This is a genomic window from Burkholderia sp. Bp8992 (genome assembly GCF_003853705.1).
GTDB lineage: Bacteria > Pseudomonadota > Gammaproteobacteria > Burkholderiales > Burkholderiaceae > Burkholderia.
The window spans coordinates 1-16,512 of record NZ_QTQI01000009.1; the positions used below are offsets into that span (position 1 = coordinate 1).

The 16,512-nt window shown below is 65.7% G+C and carries 11 protein-coding genes and 1 pseudogene; 10 read left to right on the plus strand and 2 right to left on the minus strand.

The features are described 5' to 3' along the window. Window positions 1-77 precede the first annotated feature (77 nt). Window positions 78-1,361: pseudogene (locus tag DIE03_RS15115) on the plus strand (ShlB/FhaC/HecB family hemolysin secretion/activation protein); the annotation flags it as partial. Between the two features lie 1,188 nt (window positions 1,362-2,549). Here DIE03_RS15115 and DIE03_RS15125 read toward each other — a convergent pair. Beyond that, window positions 2,550-3,821 carry a M23 family metallopeptidase gene (locus DIE03_RS15125; protein WP_124451607.1) on the minus strand — a complete coding sequence of 424 codons (1,272 nt, stop codon included), beginning with the start codon at window positions 3,819-3,821 and terminating at the stop codon, window positions 2,550-2,552. A 323-nt stretch (window positions 3,822-4,144) separates the two neighbouring features. Continuing rightward, window positions 4,145-4,807 (minus strand): TetR family transcriptional regulator, encoded by a 663-nt coding sequence (locus DIE03_RS15130; RefSeq protein WP_124451609.1) that lies wholly within the window; start codon window positions 4,805-4,807, stop codon window positions 4,145-4,147. Window positions 4,808-4,958: 151 nt separating this feature from the next. Between DIE03_RS15130 and DIE03_RS15135 the strand changes: the two genes are divergently transcribed. From DIE03_RS15135 to DIE03_RS15175, 9 genes are all read left to right on the plus strand, one after another. After that, a complete protein-coding gene (locus tag DIE03_RS15135) occupies window positions 4,959-6,161 on the plus strand; it encodes a MexX/AxyX family multidrug efflux RND transporter periplasmic adaptor subunit (protein WP_124451611.1) in 1,203 nt (400 codons plus the stop codon). Window positions 6,162-6,176: 15 nt separating this feature from the next. Beyond that, complete coding sequence (locus tag DIE03_RS15140; protein WP_124451613.1) at window positions 6,177-9,314, plus strand: multidrug efflux RND transporter permease subunit; 3,138 nt, start codon at window positions 6,177-6,179, stop codon at window positions 9,312-9,314. Continuing rightward, window positions 9,314-10,774, plus strand: coding sequence for an efflux transporter outer membrane subunit (locus tag DIE03_RS15145; RefSeq protein ID WP_124452001.1), 1,461 nt, complete (start codon window positions 9,314-9,316; stop codon window positions 10,772-10,774). Before DIE03_RS15140 ends, DIE03_RS15145 begins: the two co-directional genes overlap by 1 nt. Before the next feature lie 150 nt (window positions 10,775-10,924). Beyond that, entirely contained in the window at window positions 10,925-11,224 is a 300-nt protein-coding gene (locus DIE03_RS15150; RefSeq protein WP_124451615.1) for a hypothetical protein, read from the plus strand. Further along, window positions 11,221-11,412, plus strand: a complete 192-nt coding sequence (locus tag DIE03_RS15155; protein WP_124451617.1) for a hypothetical protein — start codon at window positions 11,221-11,223, stop codon at window positions 11,410-11,412. The genes DIE03_RS15150 and DIE03_RS15155 overlap by 4 nt, the downstream gene beginning before the upstream one ends. Window positions 11,413-11,633: 221 nt before the next feature. Then, window positions 11,634-12,146 (plus strand): fimbrial protein, encoded by a 513-nt coding sequence (locus DIE03_RS15160; protein ID WP_124451619.1) that lies wholly within the window; start codon window positions 11,634-11,636, stop codon window positions 12,144-12,146. A 118-nt stretch (window positions 12,147-12,264) separates the two neighbouring features. Beyond that, window positions 12,265-14,718, plus strand: a complete 2,454-nt coding sequence (locus DIE03_RS15165) for a fimbria/pilus outer membrane usher protein (RefSeq protein ID WP_124452002.1) — start codon at window positions 12,265-12,267, stop codon at window positions 14,716-14,718. A 16-nt stretch (window positions 14,719-14,734) separates the two neighbouring features. Next, window positions 14,735-15,481, plus strand: a complete 747-nt coding sequence (locus tag DIE03_RS15170; protein ID WP_124451622.1) for a molecular chaperone — start codon at window positions 14,735-14,737, stop codon at window positions 15,479-15,481. After that, window positions 15,478-16,503 (plus strand): fimbrial protein, encoded by a 1,026-nt coding sequence (locus DIE03_RS15175; RefSeq protein ID WP_124451624.1) that lies wholly within the window; start codon window positions 15,478-15,480, stop codon window positions 16,501-16,503. Before DIE03_RS15170 ends, DIE03_RS15175 begins: the two co-directional genes overlap by 4 nt. The last annotated feature ends 9 nt before the right edge of the window (window positions 16,504-16,512 follow it).

Below are 16,512 nucleotides of genomic sequence, written 5' to 3' on the forward strand. Positions count from 1 at the left end.
CGGCCGTCGCGATGCGGCTATGCTCGCCCAACAGTTGCAAATGATTCTCCATTCGGTGTGCTGAATTTACCGCTTACGATCTGTCGACCGGTATCCTCAAGTTTTCGCTGATCCCGGGCGTGGTCCGCCATGTGCGCTTCGCCGACGAGAAACTGCGCGGCACGTGGAAGACCGCGTTTCCAACGGACGACGGCGAACTGCTGAACCTGCGCGATCTCGAACAGGGCCTCGAGCAAATGAAACGCGTGTCGAGCCAGGACGTTTCGATGCAAATCGTTCCGGGCGAGCTGCCCGGCGAAAGCGATGTCGTACTCGACGTGCAGCGTGGCAAACCGTGGACCGTCGTCGCGTCCGTCGACAACTCCGGCACGCGTGCGACTGGCAAGCTGCAAGGCAATCTGTCGCTCGGTATCGACAACCCTTTGGGCCTGAACGACATCTTCAACATCGGCGTGAGCCAGGATCTGGAATTTGACGACAAGCGCCTCGGCTCGCACGGCTGGAACGGTTTCTATTCGATCCCGTGGGGCTACTGGACGGCCACGCTGTCCGCTTACACGAACACGTACTACCAGCAGATTGCGGGCGTGAATCAGACATTCGTCGCGAGCGGCAATTCGAAGACGGTCGATTTCAAGCTGGCCCGCGTGCTGTCGCGTAGTCAGAACGATGTGTTCGGCGCGTACGTTCGCCTGTCGCGCCGTTTTGGACAAAGCTTTATCGAAGATACAGAGATCTCGCAGCAGCGCCGCAATAACACGATGATCGAACTCGGCCTGACCGATCGTCACTACTTCGGCGGCGCGCAGTTCGACGGCTCACTTGCATATCGTCAAGGTGTCGGTGGGTTGGGCGCACAGGACGATATGTTGGCGGCGGGAGGCGGGCCGACCTATCGCTTCAAGATGGCGGTGCTCGACGCGAACCTGTCGGTGCCCTTCGCGATCGGCAAGCAGCCATTCCGCTATGTCGGCACATTCCACGGTCAGTACACCGGAAACACGCTTTACTACATCGACGACTTGACGATTGGCAGTCGCTATACGGTGCGCGGGTTCGATGGCGAGACGATGCTCGCCGCAGCGCGGGGCTTCTACTGGCGAAACGAATTGCAGGCGCCGATCGGGCAGACAGGGCAGGCAGTTTATGCGGGACTCGACTATGGTCGCGTATGGGGCCCGCAGCCTGTCGTTCTTGTCGGGACGCAGTTGGCTGGCGCAGTGATCGGCATAAAGGGGAGCGTGGGTACGCGATTCGGAGCCTATGCGTACGATCTCTTCGCGGGTACGCCTGTCTACAAGCCGTCGGGTTTTCCGACTGCGCGAGTGACGCTCGGGTTTCAGGTGACTGCACAGTTCTGACAACGATGAGCCAAGGCACTTCTGCGACACGCACACGTCGCAAGCCAGATGTTGCATATGCCCGTATGATCGAGATTGCCGCCGAACGGGGGCTTACGCTTCTGACGCTCGAATGGCGAGGGCTGAAGTCCTACTACGAATTCCGCTGCGAATCGGGCCATAACTTCACGCGCATAGGCACAGTCGCGATGCGAGGCACGATAACGTGCCTCCAGTGCGAGCAAGTGCGCGTGCAGGACCGCTTTCGGGAACTGCTGAGTGAACGCGGTCTTGTTTGTCATGAGGGAACCTATCTCGGTCAAACGGCGCGGCAACATTTCACCTGTCGTTCTGGACACGAATGGACTACCGAGGCTCGCAAGATTCTAGACGGCCATGGATGTCCACGATGCGCAAAAGTCGAGTTGGCTGCGTGTCTCCTACGTTCCGATGGCTTGGAATGTCTTCATGAGGCGGCGACGGAGCGTGGCGGTCGTTGTCTGGCTGACACGTACATCGGTATCGCTGCGCATTACGAATGGGAGTGTGCCGAAGGCCATCGATGGACAGCAGTGGCTTACCGAGTCGTCGACGGCGGATGGTGTCCGCTCTGCGCTCGAATCAGGCATGGAGAACAGCAACGCGATCCGAACGGGCTTCAGCGATTGCAGGCCGCGGCGGCGCTGCGCGGCGGACAGCTTCTCTCGACGGAGTATCGCCTGACGAATTCGAAGTACCGATTCCGATGCGGACGCGGACATGAATGGACGACGTGGGGGCACTTAGTGCTTGGCGGGGCATGGTGTCGGCATTGCGCCAATCTCGCGAAGCGCCGAACGATAGAGGACATGCAGGCGGTTGCTGCGGCGCGCGGTGGCCGATGCTTGAGTACCGAGTATCACGGCAATCGAGTCAAATTGACATGGCAGTGCGCACACGGGCATGTGTGGAACTCAATGCCTAACACGGTGATCAATCGTGGCGCATGGTGCCCGAACTGTTTTCGGTTGCGGATCACACGGGACCCGGCATTGCGCCGGCGCTATGACCAAGAGGGGTAGCGCGAACCACCGGCGGTCTCGGGCGCAGTCTGAATTTGGCTTGCGCCAAAACATTGGCTCAAGCCCGTGACCAGATGACGGTGTAGAGAAGAGCAGCGGAGCATTTTGACCGCACACTCTTCGGCAACCAGGATTGTGTGCCTCGGAGTCAGCTTCGTTCCGCCGAGTAGTGCGTGTTGAAGACCGCGCGCAGCGTCGACTCGTCGGTGGCGAAATCGCCCCACAGCGGCCCGTCGTTCTGCGCGAACGCGAACGGCGTCGTATTGATCGACGCGAGGCGGAAGCGCCATTGCGCGGCTTCCTGGCGGAACGCGGTGAGCTGCATGTCGGACAGCGCCGTCTGTGCGCTGGCCAGCGTGACGAGCGGGTCGACCGGATCGTTCGCGACACGCACCTCGAAATGCAGGTGCGGGCCCGTGGCGGCGCCCGTCATCCCGACCGAGCCGATCCGCTGGCCCTGCTTCACGGTTTCGCCGGTCTTGAGCCCGCGTGCGAACGCGGACAGGTGCGCGTAGTAGGTCGAGTAGCCATCCGCATGATCGACGATCACGTAGCGGCCGTAGCCGCCCGGGTCGGTACCGACGAACGACACGACGCCGTCGGCGGCCGCGTCGACGGGCGTGCCGCTCGGCGCGGCGAGATCGACGCCCGTATGGAACGCCATCGCCTGCGACAGCGGATGGATGCGCTCGCCGAAGAACGAGCTGATGCGCGTCCACTTGACCGGCATCGTGAATGCCGCGGCTTCGAGCGGCGAGCCGTCGAGCGCGTAATACGCGCCGTGCTCGGCGCCCGGCGCGCGGAACCAGATCGCGCCGAACGTGCGGCCGGCGACGCGCAGCTCGAGCGCCGTGAGGCGCGGCGTGCCGCCGTTCGTGTCGAACGCGACGCGGTAGTAGTCGCCGCGCTGCGCGGTCGCACGCATCGCGACCTTGCCTGTGACGAGATCGCCGAGCTGGATGCGCACTTCGGGCGGTACGTCGAGACGGTTCAGCGTATCGGACAGCGTGAGCTCGATGCCGCCCGCGCGCATGCCGTGCTGGTTCTCGGGTGCCGCGAACTGGAACAGGCTCGCATAGCCGAGCACGTCGTTGCGGTGCGCGCTGAGCGGGGCGAACAGGCCCGGCTGCGGGCTGCGGTCGTGGCTGTCGACGTGCTCGTCGCGCGCGCCGATCGTGCGGGCGAGCTCGCTCGTCACGAAATGCTGCGCGGTGGGAAACGGCGTGTCGGACAGCACGCGCTGCGGCAGCGCGGCCGTGCCGGAATCGACGGCGCCCGGCAGTTGCGAGACGGCCGGCAGTGCGGCGGCGAGACCGAATGCGGCGAGGGCGCCGAGCACGGCGGCCGGCGCGAGCGCACGCGCGACGCGCTGCGCGCGGCCGGGCGCGAAAACATCAGGGGTAGCGGCAGACTTGACCAAGGTGTCCACATCCAGGAAAGCGGTTCAAAGGGGTGTGGGCAGGGGCCGCCGGCGGCTCATCCGTCGAACGGCGACGGGGCGGGTGGCGGGCGTGCAACAAAACAGGCCCCGCCAGGGGCCTGTGTCGTTTCCGTTCGACCCAACACACGGGGCGGGCCCGCTTCGAACGGCGGCGTGCATACCGGGTCGAACCCGGTTATCACGAAGACGCTAAAGAAAGATGACAGCGTCAGTCTACCGGTGTTCCGCAAAACGTTAAAAATTTTAAAGAGGGTCATCTCATTCGTTTCGCAGTGCGGTAAATCGGGTTAAATCAGCATTTGTTACGACGTTTGTCGTCGGTCTGGCAATTTTTGCGCGCGGCCGCGCAGCGCGGCGGAGGTGCGGACGGTGTCGAAACCGGCGTCGAGCATCGCTTCGGCGTCGTTCCACAGGTTGCCGCGCAGCCGGTTGGTCCAGATCATCGACGCGAACACGCCTTCGAGCAGCGACACGAGATAGACGGCGGCCAGGTGCACGTCGAGATCCGCGGCGAGTTCGCCGGCCGCGATCGCGCGGCGCAGCAGCGCCTTCGTGATGCGCAGCATCTGCAGTTCGAGCAGCATGCGGCGCCGCTGCAGCGCGCCGTTTTCCTCGCTTTGCTCGCACTTCGTATAGAGGATCACTAGCACGCGCTGCATCGGGCCCGGCTCGCCGCATTCCTGCAGGTAGTGCGACGCGGCGCGCCGCAGCGTGGCGAGCGGCGGCAGGCCGTCTCCTGCGTCGAAACCTTCCGACGTGCGCGCGAACGCGCGGTCGCACATCGCGAGACACACTTCCATCTTGTTGCGGTAGTGGCCGTAGACGGCGCCGCGCGACATCCCGGCGGCCTCGGCGAGGTCCGCCATCGCGGTTTGCGCGACGCCTTTCTCGAGCAGCACGAGCTCGGCGGCGTCGAGGATCCGGTGCTTGATGGCGAGCGATTCTTCCCGGGTCTTGCGGGCCATGTCGTGAAATTCCTTACAGTTCGCTGTCGTTTTATTGAGACAGTGTGCCAGGCAGATTGAAAGCCCATGTATTTAATCAGTCGTGACTGATTATAATCGGCCACCCTGAGCCGCCGCATTGTATCGGCGGCGAACGATCCGAGGTCAGAACATGAATAACAAACGCACCCTGTGGCGCCGCCTGCGGCTGGCGCCGTTCGCGCTGGCGGCCGTACTGGCCGTGGCCGGATGCGGAAAGGGCGACAAGGACGCCGCGCCGGAGACCGCAAAGCAGGCCACCGTCGTCACGGTGCGTCCGACGGCCGTGCCGATGACCGTCGAACTGCCGGGCCGGCTCGACGCGTACCGGCAGGCGGAAGTGCGCGCGCGGGTCGCGGGCATCGTCACGGCGCGCACCTACGAGGAAGGCCAGGAAGTGAAGCAGGGCGCGGTGCTGTTCCGCATCGATCCGGCACCGCTGAAGGCCGCGCGCGACGCCGCGCAGGGCGCGCTCGCGAAGGCGCAGGCCGCCGCGCTCGCGGCGAGCGACAAGCGCCGCCGCTACGACGATCTCGTGCGCGACCGCGCGGTGAGCGAGCGCGACCATACCGAAGCCGTTGCGGCCGATACGCAGGCGAAGGCCGAGGTGGCATCGGCGAAGGCGGAACTCGCGCGTGCGCAACTGCAACTCGACTATGCAACCGTCACCGCACCGATCGCGGGGCGTGCGCGACGCGCGCTCGTGACCGAAGGCGCGCTCGTCGGCCAGGACCAGGCGACGCCGCTCACGACCGTCGAGCAGCTCGATCCGATCTACGTGAACTTCTCGCAGCCGGCCGCCGACGTCGACGCGTTGCGCCGCGCGGTGAAGAGCGGGCGCGCGACGGGCATTGCGCAGCACGACGTCGCGGTGACGCTGCTGCGCGCCGACGGCACCGCGTATCCGTTGAAGGGCAAGCTGCTGTTCAGCGATCTCGCGGTCGATCCGACCACCGACACCGTCGCGATGCGCGCGCTGTTCCCGAACCCCGAACGCGAACTGTTGCCGGGTGCGTACGTGCGGATCGCGCTCGACGCGGCGGTCGACCAGCGGGCGATCCTCGTGCCGCGCGACGCGCTGCTGCGCACGGCCGACCGTACGTCGGTGCGCGTGGTCGGCACGAACGGCAAGGTCAAGGACGTCGAGGTCACGGCCGACCGGATGAGCGGCCATGACTGGCGCATCACGCGCGGCCTCGCGGGCGGCGAGCGCGTGATCGTCGACGACGCATCGCAGTTCGCGCCCGACACGGCCGTCAAGCCCGTCGAGAAGGCGCCGCCGTCGAAGGCGGCGCCGGCAGCGGCCGCTTCGCAGGCGGCCGCCCGTCAAACCTGACCGGTTCAAACCAACATGGCACGTTTCTTCATCGATCGCCCCGTCTTCGCGTGGGTGATCGCCATCTTCATCATGCTGGGCGGCCTGTTCGCGATCCGCGCGCTGCCCGTTGCGCAGTACCCGGACATCGCGCCGCCCGTCGTCAGCATCTATGCGACGTATCCGGGCGCATCCGCGCAGGTCGTCGAGGAATCGGTGACCGCGCTGATCGAGCGCGAAATGAACGGCGCGCCGGGGCTGCTGTATACGTCCGCGACGAGCAGCGCCGGGGCCGCGTCGCTGTACCTGACGTTCAAGCAGGGCGTGAACGCCGATCTCGCGGCCGTCGAAGTGCAGAACCGGCTGAAGACGGTCGACGCGCGCCTGCCCGAGCCCGTGCGCCGCGACGGCATCCAGGTCGAGAAGGCCGCCGACAACATCCAGCTCGTCGTGTCGCTGACGTCCGACGACGGCCGGATGACCGACGTGCAGCTCGGCGAGTACGCGTCGGCGAACGTCGTGCAGGCGCTGCGCCGCGTCGAGGGTGTCGGCAAGGTGCAGTTCTGGGGCGCCGAATATGCGATGCGGATCTGGCCCGACCCGGTGAAGCTGGCCGGGCACGGCCTTACCGCGTCGGACATCGCCTCGGCCGTGCGCGCGCACAACGCGCGCGTGACGATCGGCGACATCGGCCGCAGCGCGGTGCCGGACAGCGCACCGATCGCGGCGACGGTATTCGCCGACGCGCCGTTGAAGACGCCGGCCGATTTCGGCGCGATCGCGCTGCGTGCGCAGGCCGACGGCTCCGCGCTGTTCCTGCGCGACGTCGCACGCATCGAATTCGGCGGCAACGACTACAACTATCCGTCGTACGTGAACGGCAAGGTCGCGACCGGGATGGGCATCAAGCTCGCGCCGGGCTCGAACGCGGTGTCCACCGAGAAGCGCGTGCGCGCGACGATGGACGAGCTGTCCAGGTACTTCCCGCCGGGCGTGAAATACCAGATCCCGTACGAGACGTCGTCGTTCGTGCGCGTATCGATGAACAAGGTCGTCACGACGCTGATCGAGGCCGGCGTGCTCGTGTTCCTCGTGATGTTCCTGTTCATGCAGAACCTGCGCGCGACGCTGATCCCGACGCTCGTCGTGCCGGTCGCGCTCGCGGGCACGTTCGGCGTGATGTATGCGGCCGGCTTCTCGATCAACGTGCTGACGATGTTCGGCATGGTGCTCGCGATCGGCATTCTCGTCGACGATGCGATCGTCGTCGTCGAGAACGTCGAGCGGCTGATGGTCGAGGAAGGGCTCGCGCCGTACGATGCGACCGTCAAGGCGATGACGCAGATCAGCGGCGCGATCGTCGGCATCACCGTCGTGCTGACGTCGGTGTTCGTGCCGATGGCGTTCTTCGGCGGTGCGGTGGGCAACATCTACCGGCAGTTCGCGCTGTCGCTCGCGGTGTCGATCGGTTTCTCGGCGTTCCTCGCGCTGTCGCTGACGCCCGCGCTGTGCGCGACGCTGCTCAAGCCCGTGTCCGGCGACCATCACGAGAAGCGCGGCTTCTTCGGCTGGTTCAACCGCTTCGTTGCACGCGCGACGCAGCGCTATGCGTCGCGCGTCGGCACGATGCTGAAGAAACCGGTGCGCTGGCTCATCGTGTACGGCGCGCTGACCGCGGCCGCGGTGCTGATGATCACGCAGTTGCCGACCGCATTCCTGCCGGACGAGGACCAGGGCAACTTCATGGTGATGGTGATACGCCCGCAGGGCACGCCGCTCGCGGAAACGATGCAGAGCGTGCGCGAGGTCGAGTCGGCCATCCGTCGCGACGAGCCGACCGCCTATACGTATGCGCTCGGCGGCTTCAACCTGTACGGCGAAGGGCCGAACGGCGGGATGATCTTCGTCACGCTGAAGAACTGGAAGGACCGCAAGGCCGAACACGACCACGTGCAGTCGATCGTCGCGCGCATCAACGAGCGCTTCGCGGGCACGCCGAACACGACGGTGTTCGCGATGAACTCGCCGGCGCTGCCCGATCTCGGCTCGTCGAGCGGTTTCGACTTCCGGCTGCAGAACCGCGGCGGGCTCGACTACGCGACGTTCAGCGCCGCGCGCGAGCAGTTGCTCGCGGCCGGCGGCAAGGATCCGGCGCTCACCGACCTGATGTTCGCGGGCACGCAGGACGCACCGCAGCTGAAGCTCGACATCGATCGCGCGAAGGCGTCCGCGCTCGGCGTGTCGATGGACGAGATCAATACGACGCTCGCGGTGATGTTCGGCTCCGACTATATCGGCGACTTCATGCACGGCACGCAGGTGCGGCGCGTGATGGTGCAGGCCGACGGGCTGCATCGGCTCGACCCGGACGACGTGAAGAAGCTGCGCGTGCGCAACGCGCGCGGCGAGATGGTGCCGCTCGCGGCGTTCACGACGCTGCAGTGGACGCTCGGGCCGCCCCAGCTCACGCGCTACAACGGCTATCCGTCGTTCACGATCAACGGCTCGGCCGCGGCGGGGCACAGCAGCGGCGAGGCGATGACCGCGATCGAGCGGATCGCCGCGAAGCTGCCGGCCGGCATCGGCTATGCGTGGTCGGGGCAATCGTTCGAGGAGCGGCTGTCGGGCGCGCAGGCGCCGATGCTGTTCGCGCTGTCGGTGCTCGTCGTGTTCCTCGCGCTCGCGGCGCTCTACGAGAGCTGGTCGATCCCGTTTGCGGTGATGCTGGTCGTCCCGCTCGGCGTGATCGGCGCAGTGCTCGGCGTCACGCTGCGCGCGATGCCGAACGACATCTATTTCAAGGTGGGGCTGATCGCGACGATCGGGCTGTCGGCGAAGAACGCGATCCTGATCGTCGAAGTCGCGAAGGATCTCGTGGCGCAGCGCATGTCGCTCGTCGACGCCGCGCTCGAGGCTGCGCGCCTGCGGCTGCGGCCGATCGTGATGACGTCGCTCGCGTTCGGCGTCGGCGTGCTGCCGCTCGCGTTCGCGTCGGGTGCCGCGTCCGGTGCGCAGATGGCGATCGGCACCGGTGTGCTCGGCGGCATGATCACGGCGACCGTGCTCGCGGTGTTCCTCGTCCCGCTGTTTTTCGTGATCGTCGGCCGCCTGTTCGACGTCGGCCCGCGCCGGCGCGGCGGGGCGCAGCCGGCGACGATGGAGGGTTCGCAATGATGTCTGCGCTGAATGGACGCGCCGCGCTGCGGGTTCAGCTCGCGCTGGCCGCCGCGCTCGCGCTCGCCGGTTGCTCGCTCGCGCCGCGTTACGAGCGGCCGGCGGCGCCGGTGCCGGCGACCTATGCGCCGGCCGACGGCAGCACGGCGCCGGCCGCTGAACGGGCCGCGGCGCAGGATGCCGCGCTGCTCGACGACTGGCATGCGTATTTCACCGATCCGGCGCTGCAGGCGTGGATCGACGCCGCGCTCGAAAACAACCGCGACCTGCGGATCGCGGCCGGCCGGCTCGACGAAGCGCGCGCGCTGTACGGCGTGCAGCGTGCGGACCTGATGCCGTCGGTCGATGCGAATCTCGGCTACGAGCGCGCGCGCCAGTACGATCCGGTCGTGCGCGAAAGCGCGATCAGCGGGCTGTACCGCGCGGGCGTCGGCGTCAGTGCGTACGAGCTCGACCTGTTCGGCCGCGTGCGCAGCCTGTCCGATGCGGCGCTCGCCGAGTATTTCGCGACGGCCGAGGCACGGCGCACGGTCCGCATCGGCGTGATCGCCGAAGTGGCCGGTGCGTATGTCTCGGAACGCTCGCTGCACGAACAGCTTGCGCTCGCGCAGCGCACGCTCGACGCGCGCGAACGCATGGCCGCGCTCACGCAGCGCCGCTACGCGGCCGGCACGAGCGACGCGATCGAGCTGCGCTCGGCCGAGATGCTGGTGGCATCGGCGCGCGCGTCGCAGGCCGCACTGCAGCGCGAGCATGCGCAGGCCGTGCGGGCGCTGCAATTGCTGGCGGGCGATTTCGCGCGCAACGTGCCCGCCGACGCGACCGCGCTCGATACGCTGTCGATCGCGCCGGTGGCGCCCGGCGCGCCGAGCGAACTGCTCGAGCGGCGTCCGGACATTCGGCAGGCCGAGGCGCGGCTCAAGGCCGCGAACGCGCAGATCGGCGCCGCTCGCGCGGCGTTCTTCCCGCGCATCGCGCTGACGACCGACTACGGCTCGGTCAGCGACGCGTTCTCGAGCCTGTTCGCGGCCGGCACGAGCGTGTGGACGTTCGCGCCGCGCATCACGCTGCCGATCTTCGCGGGCGGCCGCAACCGCGCGAACCTCGACGTCGCGAATGCGCGCAAGCACATCGCGGTCGCCGAGTACGAGAAGACGGTGCAGACCGCGTTCCGCGAAGTGGCCGACGCGTTCGCCGCGCGCGACTGGATCGATCGCCAGCTTGCGGCGCAGCAGGACGTGTATTCAGCCGACGGCGCGCGGTTGAAGCTCGCCGAGCGCCGCTATGCGGGCGGCGTCGCGACGTATCTCGAACTGCTCGACGCGCAACGCAGCACGTACGAGTCGGGGCAGGAGCTGATTCGGCTCAAGCAGCTCAGGCTCGCGAATGCGATCGCGCTGTACCGTGCGCTCGGCGGCGGCTGGGCGCCGGCAGCGGCGGAGGCCGCGGCTTCCGCGTGACGGGTGTGTCGTCGCCAGGCGCTGCCGTGTGCCGGGTGACATGACGGCGGCCGTACGATCCGACGTGCGGCCGCCGCTTCGATAGTCGTGCTGCCGCCGTATCGCCGATCGCTATCGGTGCATTCTTTCGCTGTCCAGCGAACTACTTCGATGTTCTTCATCTCGCGGCGGGGCGGAAGTGCGCCTTCTGCGGCAACCCGCATCCGGCGGCCGGCCGTATCGCCCACCGACGCAAACGTATGCGCCGCATCTTCGCCTTTCCATCTCGTCCATCCAGGCCGGCGAATCGAGTTCCGATTGCTGCGCATTCATGCGATTTACGATCTTGAATTGATGATCGAATTAATCAATGAATTGGAATTAATGAGGGCGGCAAAGTGTCGCAGCAAAACGTTTGCATTCTTTTCGCAATCGTTTGCGCGGCAAATTGGCATTGATGAAATGCCTTGATTAATTTCCTGTCAGTTGAAAATGACTTGATATGGGCGTTGTCGTCGTACAACGATGGCGGCATTGGACAATATTTTGTCTTTGGGGTGATGGATATCGGTCAGAGCCAATGCCGGCAATGGCAGGCGGGGCGCGGTCGGTTATCGGAAGAAATTTCCCTTAATCTTCAATTGGTTCCGGAAAACTAAAAAGGACTGCGGATAAAAAGGTGCTTGATTGGAAATCAGGTGGAAATAATGTGATTCCGGAGGGGTGAATCGAACATTGTCAGATGCATTTGACAATGATTTACAGAAATCTTTCATGATTATCTCGATAATGCCGCCTCGTGTCGGACGGGAGCCACCATGCGCTGCCGTTTGTGTCCGCCACGTCGTCCAATCCATTTGCAGTCCTTACGGGAAACGTCATGAAAAAATCCATCCTGTCCGCCGTCGCACTCGCGGCCCTGTCCACCTCGGCCTTCGCAGCGGGCACCGGCACGATCAACTTCACGGGCGAGATCGTCGCGGGCGCATGCGGCATCGATGCGAACTCGGTCAACCAGACCGTGGAACTGGGCAAGGTGCCGACCAACAAGTTCAAGCAAGCCGGCGACAAGTCGGATCCGGTGTCGTTCGACATCAAGCTGACCGACTGCGACACCAGCATCGCGCAGAACGCGTACTTCACGTTTACGGGCACGTCGAGCGCAGGTCAGCCGAAGCTGCTCGCCACGATCGGTTCGGCAAGCAACGTCGGCATCCGCCTGCAAGCCGCGTCGGGCGAATACCTCGACAACGGCGCCGAGCAGAAGGCACCGACGCTGCTGCAGAACGGCACGAACACCGCGCGCTTCGCAGCGATGTACGAATCGACGGCAGCCGGCGTGACGCCGGGTACCGCCAACGGCGTCGCGAACTTCACGGTCCGCTACCAGTAAGCCGCCGTACCGGGGAAGGGTGCGCGCACCCTTCCTCGTTCGTTGTTCCTCCTTTTCCCCCTCCCTGGACTTCCGGTAGCACCGCGTGCGAATCAGACATTCCTTCCTTTGCGTCTCCGTGCTGGTGGTCGGCAGCCAGAGCCATGCGACGGAATTCAATTCGTCGTTCCTCGACATCGATGGAACGAGCAATGTCGACCTGTCGCAGTTCTCGCAGCCGGACTTCACGTTGCCCGGCGAGTACATGCTCGACGTGCAGGTCAACGACCTGTTCTACGGGCTGCAGGCGATCGAGTTCATCGCGGTCGACACATCGGGCGCGGGCAAGCCGTGCCTGCGGCCGGAGCTCGTCGCGCAGTTCGGGCTGAAGCCGTCGCTCGCGAAGGACCTGCCGCGCTTCCAGGGCGGGCGTTGCGTCGATCTCGGCGCGATCGAGGGCGCGACCGTGCGCTACCTGAAAAGCGACGGCCGGCTCAGGATCACGATTCCACAGGCCGCGCTCGAGTTCACCGATTCGACCTACCTGCCGCCGTCGCGCTGGTCCGAAGGGATTCCGGGCGCGATGCTCGACTATCGCGTGATCGCGAACACGAACCGTAACTTCGGTACGGGCGGTAGCCAGACGAATTCGATCCAGGCCTACGGGACGGTGGGCGCGAACTGGGATGCGTGGCGCTTTCGCGGCGACTACCAGGCGCAATCGAACGTGGGCAACACGGCGTATGCGGACCGCACGTTCCGCTTCAGCCGGCTGTATGCCTTTCGTGCGCTGCCGTCGATCCAGTCGACGGTGACGTTCGGCGACGACTACCTGACTTCCGACATTTTCGACACGTTCGCGCTGACGGGCGCGTCGATTCGCAGCGACGACCGCATGCTGCCGCCGTCGCTGCGCGGCTATGCACCGCTGATCTCGGGCGTCGCACGCACCAACGCGACGGTGACCGTGTCGCAGGCCGGCCGCGTGCTGTACGTGACGCGCGTGTCGCCGGGCGCGTTCGCGCTGCAGAACATCAATACGAGCGTGCAGGGCACGCTCGACGTCGCGGTCGAGGAAGAGGACGGCAGCGTGCAGCGCTTCCAGGTGACGACGGCCGCCGTGCCGTTCCTCGCGCGTGCCGGGCAGTTGCGCTACAAGGCCGCGGTCGGCAAGCCGCGGCTGTTCGGCGGCGCCGGCATCACGCCGTTTTTCGGCTTCGGCGAAATCGCGTACGGCTTGCCGTTCGACGTCACGGCGTACGGCGGTTTCATCGCCGCGTCGGGCTACACGTCGATCGCGCTCGGCGTCGGCCGCGATTTCGGCGCGTTCGGCGCGCTGTCGGCCGACGTCACGCATGCGCGGGCGAAACTGTGGTGGAACGGCGCGACGCGCAACGGCAACTCGTACCGCATCAACTATTCGAAGCACTTCGACGGGCTCGATGCCGACGTGCGCTTCTTCGGCTACCGCTTCTCCGAGCGCGAATACACGAACTTCGCGCAGTTCTCGGGCGACCCGACCGCATACGGCCTCGCCAACAGCAAGCAGCGCTACTCGGCGACGCTGTCGAAGCGTTTCGGCGACACGTCGACCTATTTTTCCTACGACCAGACGACCTACTGGGAACGCGCGAACGAGCAGCGCGTCGGCCTCACGCTGACGCGCGCGTTCTCGATCGGCACGCTGCGCAACCTGAACGTAAGCGTGTCGGCATTCCGCACGCAGAGCGCGGGTGCAAGCGGCAACCAGGTCTCGATCACCGCGACGTTGCCGATCGGCGGCCGCCACACCGTCACGTCGAACCTGACGACGGGCAGCGGCAGCACGAGCGTGAACGCGGGCTACATCTACGACGATCCGAATGGCCGCACCTACCAGATCAACGCGGGCGCGACCGACGGACGCGCATCGGCGAACGCGAGCTACCGCCAGCGCTCGTCGGCGTATCAGCTGACTGCGCAGGCATCGACGCTCGCCAACTCGTATGCGGCCGCGTCGCTCGAAGTCGACGGCTCGTTCGTCGCGACGCAGTACGGCGTGTCCGCGCATGCGAACGGCAATGCGGGCGACACGCGCTTGCTGGTGTCGACCGACGGCGTGCCCGACGTGCCGCTGTCCGGCACGCTCACGCATACCGATTCGCGCGGCTACGCGGTGCTCGACGGCATCTCGCCATACAACGTGTACGACGCGACTGTGAACGTCGAAAAGCTGCCGCTCGAAGTGCAGGTGACGAACCCGATCCAGCGCATGGTGCTGACCGACGGCGCGATCGGCTTCGTGAAGTTCACAGCCGCGCGCGGCAGCAACCTGTACCTGACGCTGACCGACCGGGCCGGCAAGCCGCTGCCGTTCGGCGCGTCGGTGCAGGACGCGGCGAACGGCAAGGAACTCGGCATCGTCGGCGAAGGCGGGGCGGCGTTCCTGACGCAGGTTCAGCCGAAATCCATGCTGGCGGTGCGAGCGGGCGAGCGGACGCTCTGCACGATCGACGCACTGCCGAACCAGCTTCAACTCGAAGGCACGCCGATCCCGGTGACGTGCCAGACGCCCGGCGAGTCGCATGCAGCGGCCGCGCGGGCCGAACGATGATTTCACGGATCCAGCGATGAAGAATCTCTTTTCCCTTTCCTTTCCGCGGCGCGCGCTGTGCGCGTTCGCGGCCTGTGGCGCGCTGCTCGCCGGCGCCGCCCATGCGGCGATCGTGCCCGATCGTACGCGCGTGATCTTCAACGAAGGCGAACCGGCCGCGGTCGTCACGATCACCAACAAGAGCACGACGTACCCGTATCTCGTGCAGTCGTGGCTCGAGGACGCGAAGGGCAACAAGATCACGTCGCCGCTGATGGTCGTGCCGCCGCTGCAGCGCGTCGAGGCGAACGAGCGCAACGTGCTGCGGATCGCGAAGCTGCCGGGCACCGAGCTGCCGGCCGATCGCGAATCGGTGTTCTACCTGAACATCCGCGAAGTGCCGCCGAAGACCGATACGCCGAACACACTGCAGATCGCGCTGCATACGCAGATGAAGCTGTTCTACCGGCCGAAGGCCGTGCAGCCGGCGCGCGACGAGGACTGGACGCTGCCGATGACGCTGCGCGTCGACGCAGCTGCGCACAAGCTCGTGTTCGACAATCCGACGCCGTATCACATCACGATCGTCGACCTGGCGTCGGGCGCGCAGAAGACGCACGTGCCGCTGGAGCCGGTGATGGTCAGCCCGATGAGCACGGCAGACGTGCCGTTCAAGGCCGCGACGCCGTCGACGCTGTTCGTCACGCATATCGATGATTACGGCGGCCAGGTGGCGATCGAGTATGCGTGCGAGGCCGGGGCTTGCAAGAGCGTGAAGAAATGAGCGGGGCCATGCATAAGCAGGTGTCGCTGGCGGGATGGCTTCGCTGGGTTGTGCTCGCGCTGCTGATCGCGGCAGTGCAGCCCGCGTGGGCACTACGTTGTCTGACCAACAGCGGCGCAACGTCGCTGACCGAGCCGGTTGGCGGCGTCGCCTCGTATCCGACCGACGCGCCTGACGGCTACGTCATATGGGTGTCGCCGCCGCGTACGACGTCGGGGTATTGCTACAAGGACCTGGGTGACGACAAAAGCCTGAGCGTCATCGACAACATCTATTTCTACGCCAATCCGAATCGCATGGACCCTGCAGCCTGGGGGCTCCAGATCGGCATCCGCTACAAGGGTGTCGATTACTTCGACCGGACCAGCGCGCCGGGCGGCGGCGTGCCGACCGGGTTCTCGGTGAAGCCGTGCAAGCGCTCCGACTTTGTTGCCGGGCGTTGCGAGCGCAAGCAGATCAGCATCGACTATCAAATCGTCATTCGAAAGAAGGGCAACTGGATCCAGCCATCCAACGACATCTACACGGTGTTCCAGTTCGACGGCGAGGGCGGCCTGAATGCGTTCGGCACCAGCTTTCAGTACCGCCTGAGCGGCCTGCGCAATCTCAAGCCGACGCCGTGCTTCGTCGACGTACTCGTCACGCCCGAGCCGGGCATCGTGAATTTCGGGCAGGTGCAGGCGTCCGGCAACGGCTTTCTGCCAGCCGTGCCGCGCAGGCGCTTCTCGCTGTCGTTGACGAAGAAATGCAGCATACCGGTGCGAGTCGACGGTTACTTCGAAGCGACGAAGGGCACGGTGCAGAACGGCTTGCTGGTGCCTGAGAGCAAGAGCAACTTCGGCATCGGCCTGGAAGACAGCCAGGGCAAGTCGATCGAATTCAACAAGCAATTCACGCTCACGCAGTTTCCGGCCAACGTCGCGAACCAGACCGTGTTGCTCGATGCGGTGCTCAAGTCGTTCGGACCACCGAAGATCGGACCGTTCGACGCAGCCGCCACGATCCGGATTTTCCTGTATTGAGCGTTGTGC

Excerpts from the sequence above, each read along its gene's own strand:
- DIE03_RS15175 (WP_124451624.1), top strand. The coding sequence starts at position 15,478 with ATGAGCGGGGCCATGCATAAGCAGGTGTCGCTGGCGGGATGGCTTCGC.
- DIE03_RS15130 (WP_124451609.1), bottom strand. The coding sequence starts at position 4,807 with ATGGCCCGCAAGACCCGGGAAGAATCGCTCGCCATCAAGCACCGGATC.
- DIE03_RS15160 (WP_124451619.1), top strand. The coding sequence starts at position 11,634 with ATGAAAAAATCCATCCTGTCCGCCGTCGCACTCGCGGCCCTGTCCACC.
- DIE03_RS15145 (WP_124452001.1), top strand. The coding sequence starts at position 9,314 with ATGTCTGCGCTGAATGGACGCGCCGCGCTGCGGGTTCAGCTCGCGCTG.
- DIE03_RS15170 (WP_124451622.1), top strand. The coding sequence starts at position 14,735 with ATGAAGAATCTCTTTTCCCTTTCCTTTCCGCGGCGCGCGCTGTGCGCG.
- DIE03_RS15140 (WP_124451613.1), top strand. The coding sequence starts at position 6,177 with ATGGCACGTTTCTTCATCGATCGCCCCGTCTTCGCGTGGGTGATCGCC.
- DIE03_RS15135 (WP_124451611.1), top strand. The coding sequence starts at position 4,959 with ATGAATAACAAACGCACCCTGTGGCGCCGCCTGCGGCTGGCGCCGTTC.
- DIE03_RS15150 (WP_124451615.1), top strand. The coding sequence starts at position 10,925 with ATGTTCTTCATCTCGCGGCGGGGCGGAAGTGCGCCTTCTGCGGCAACC.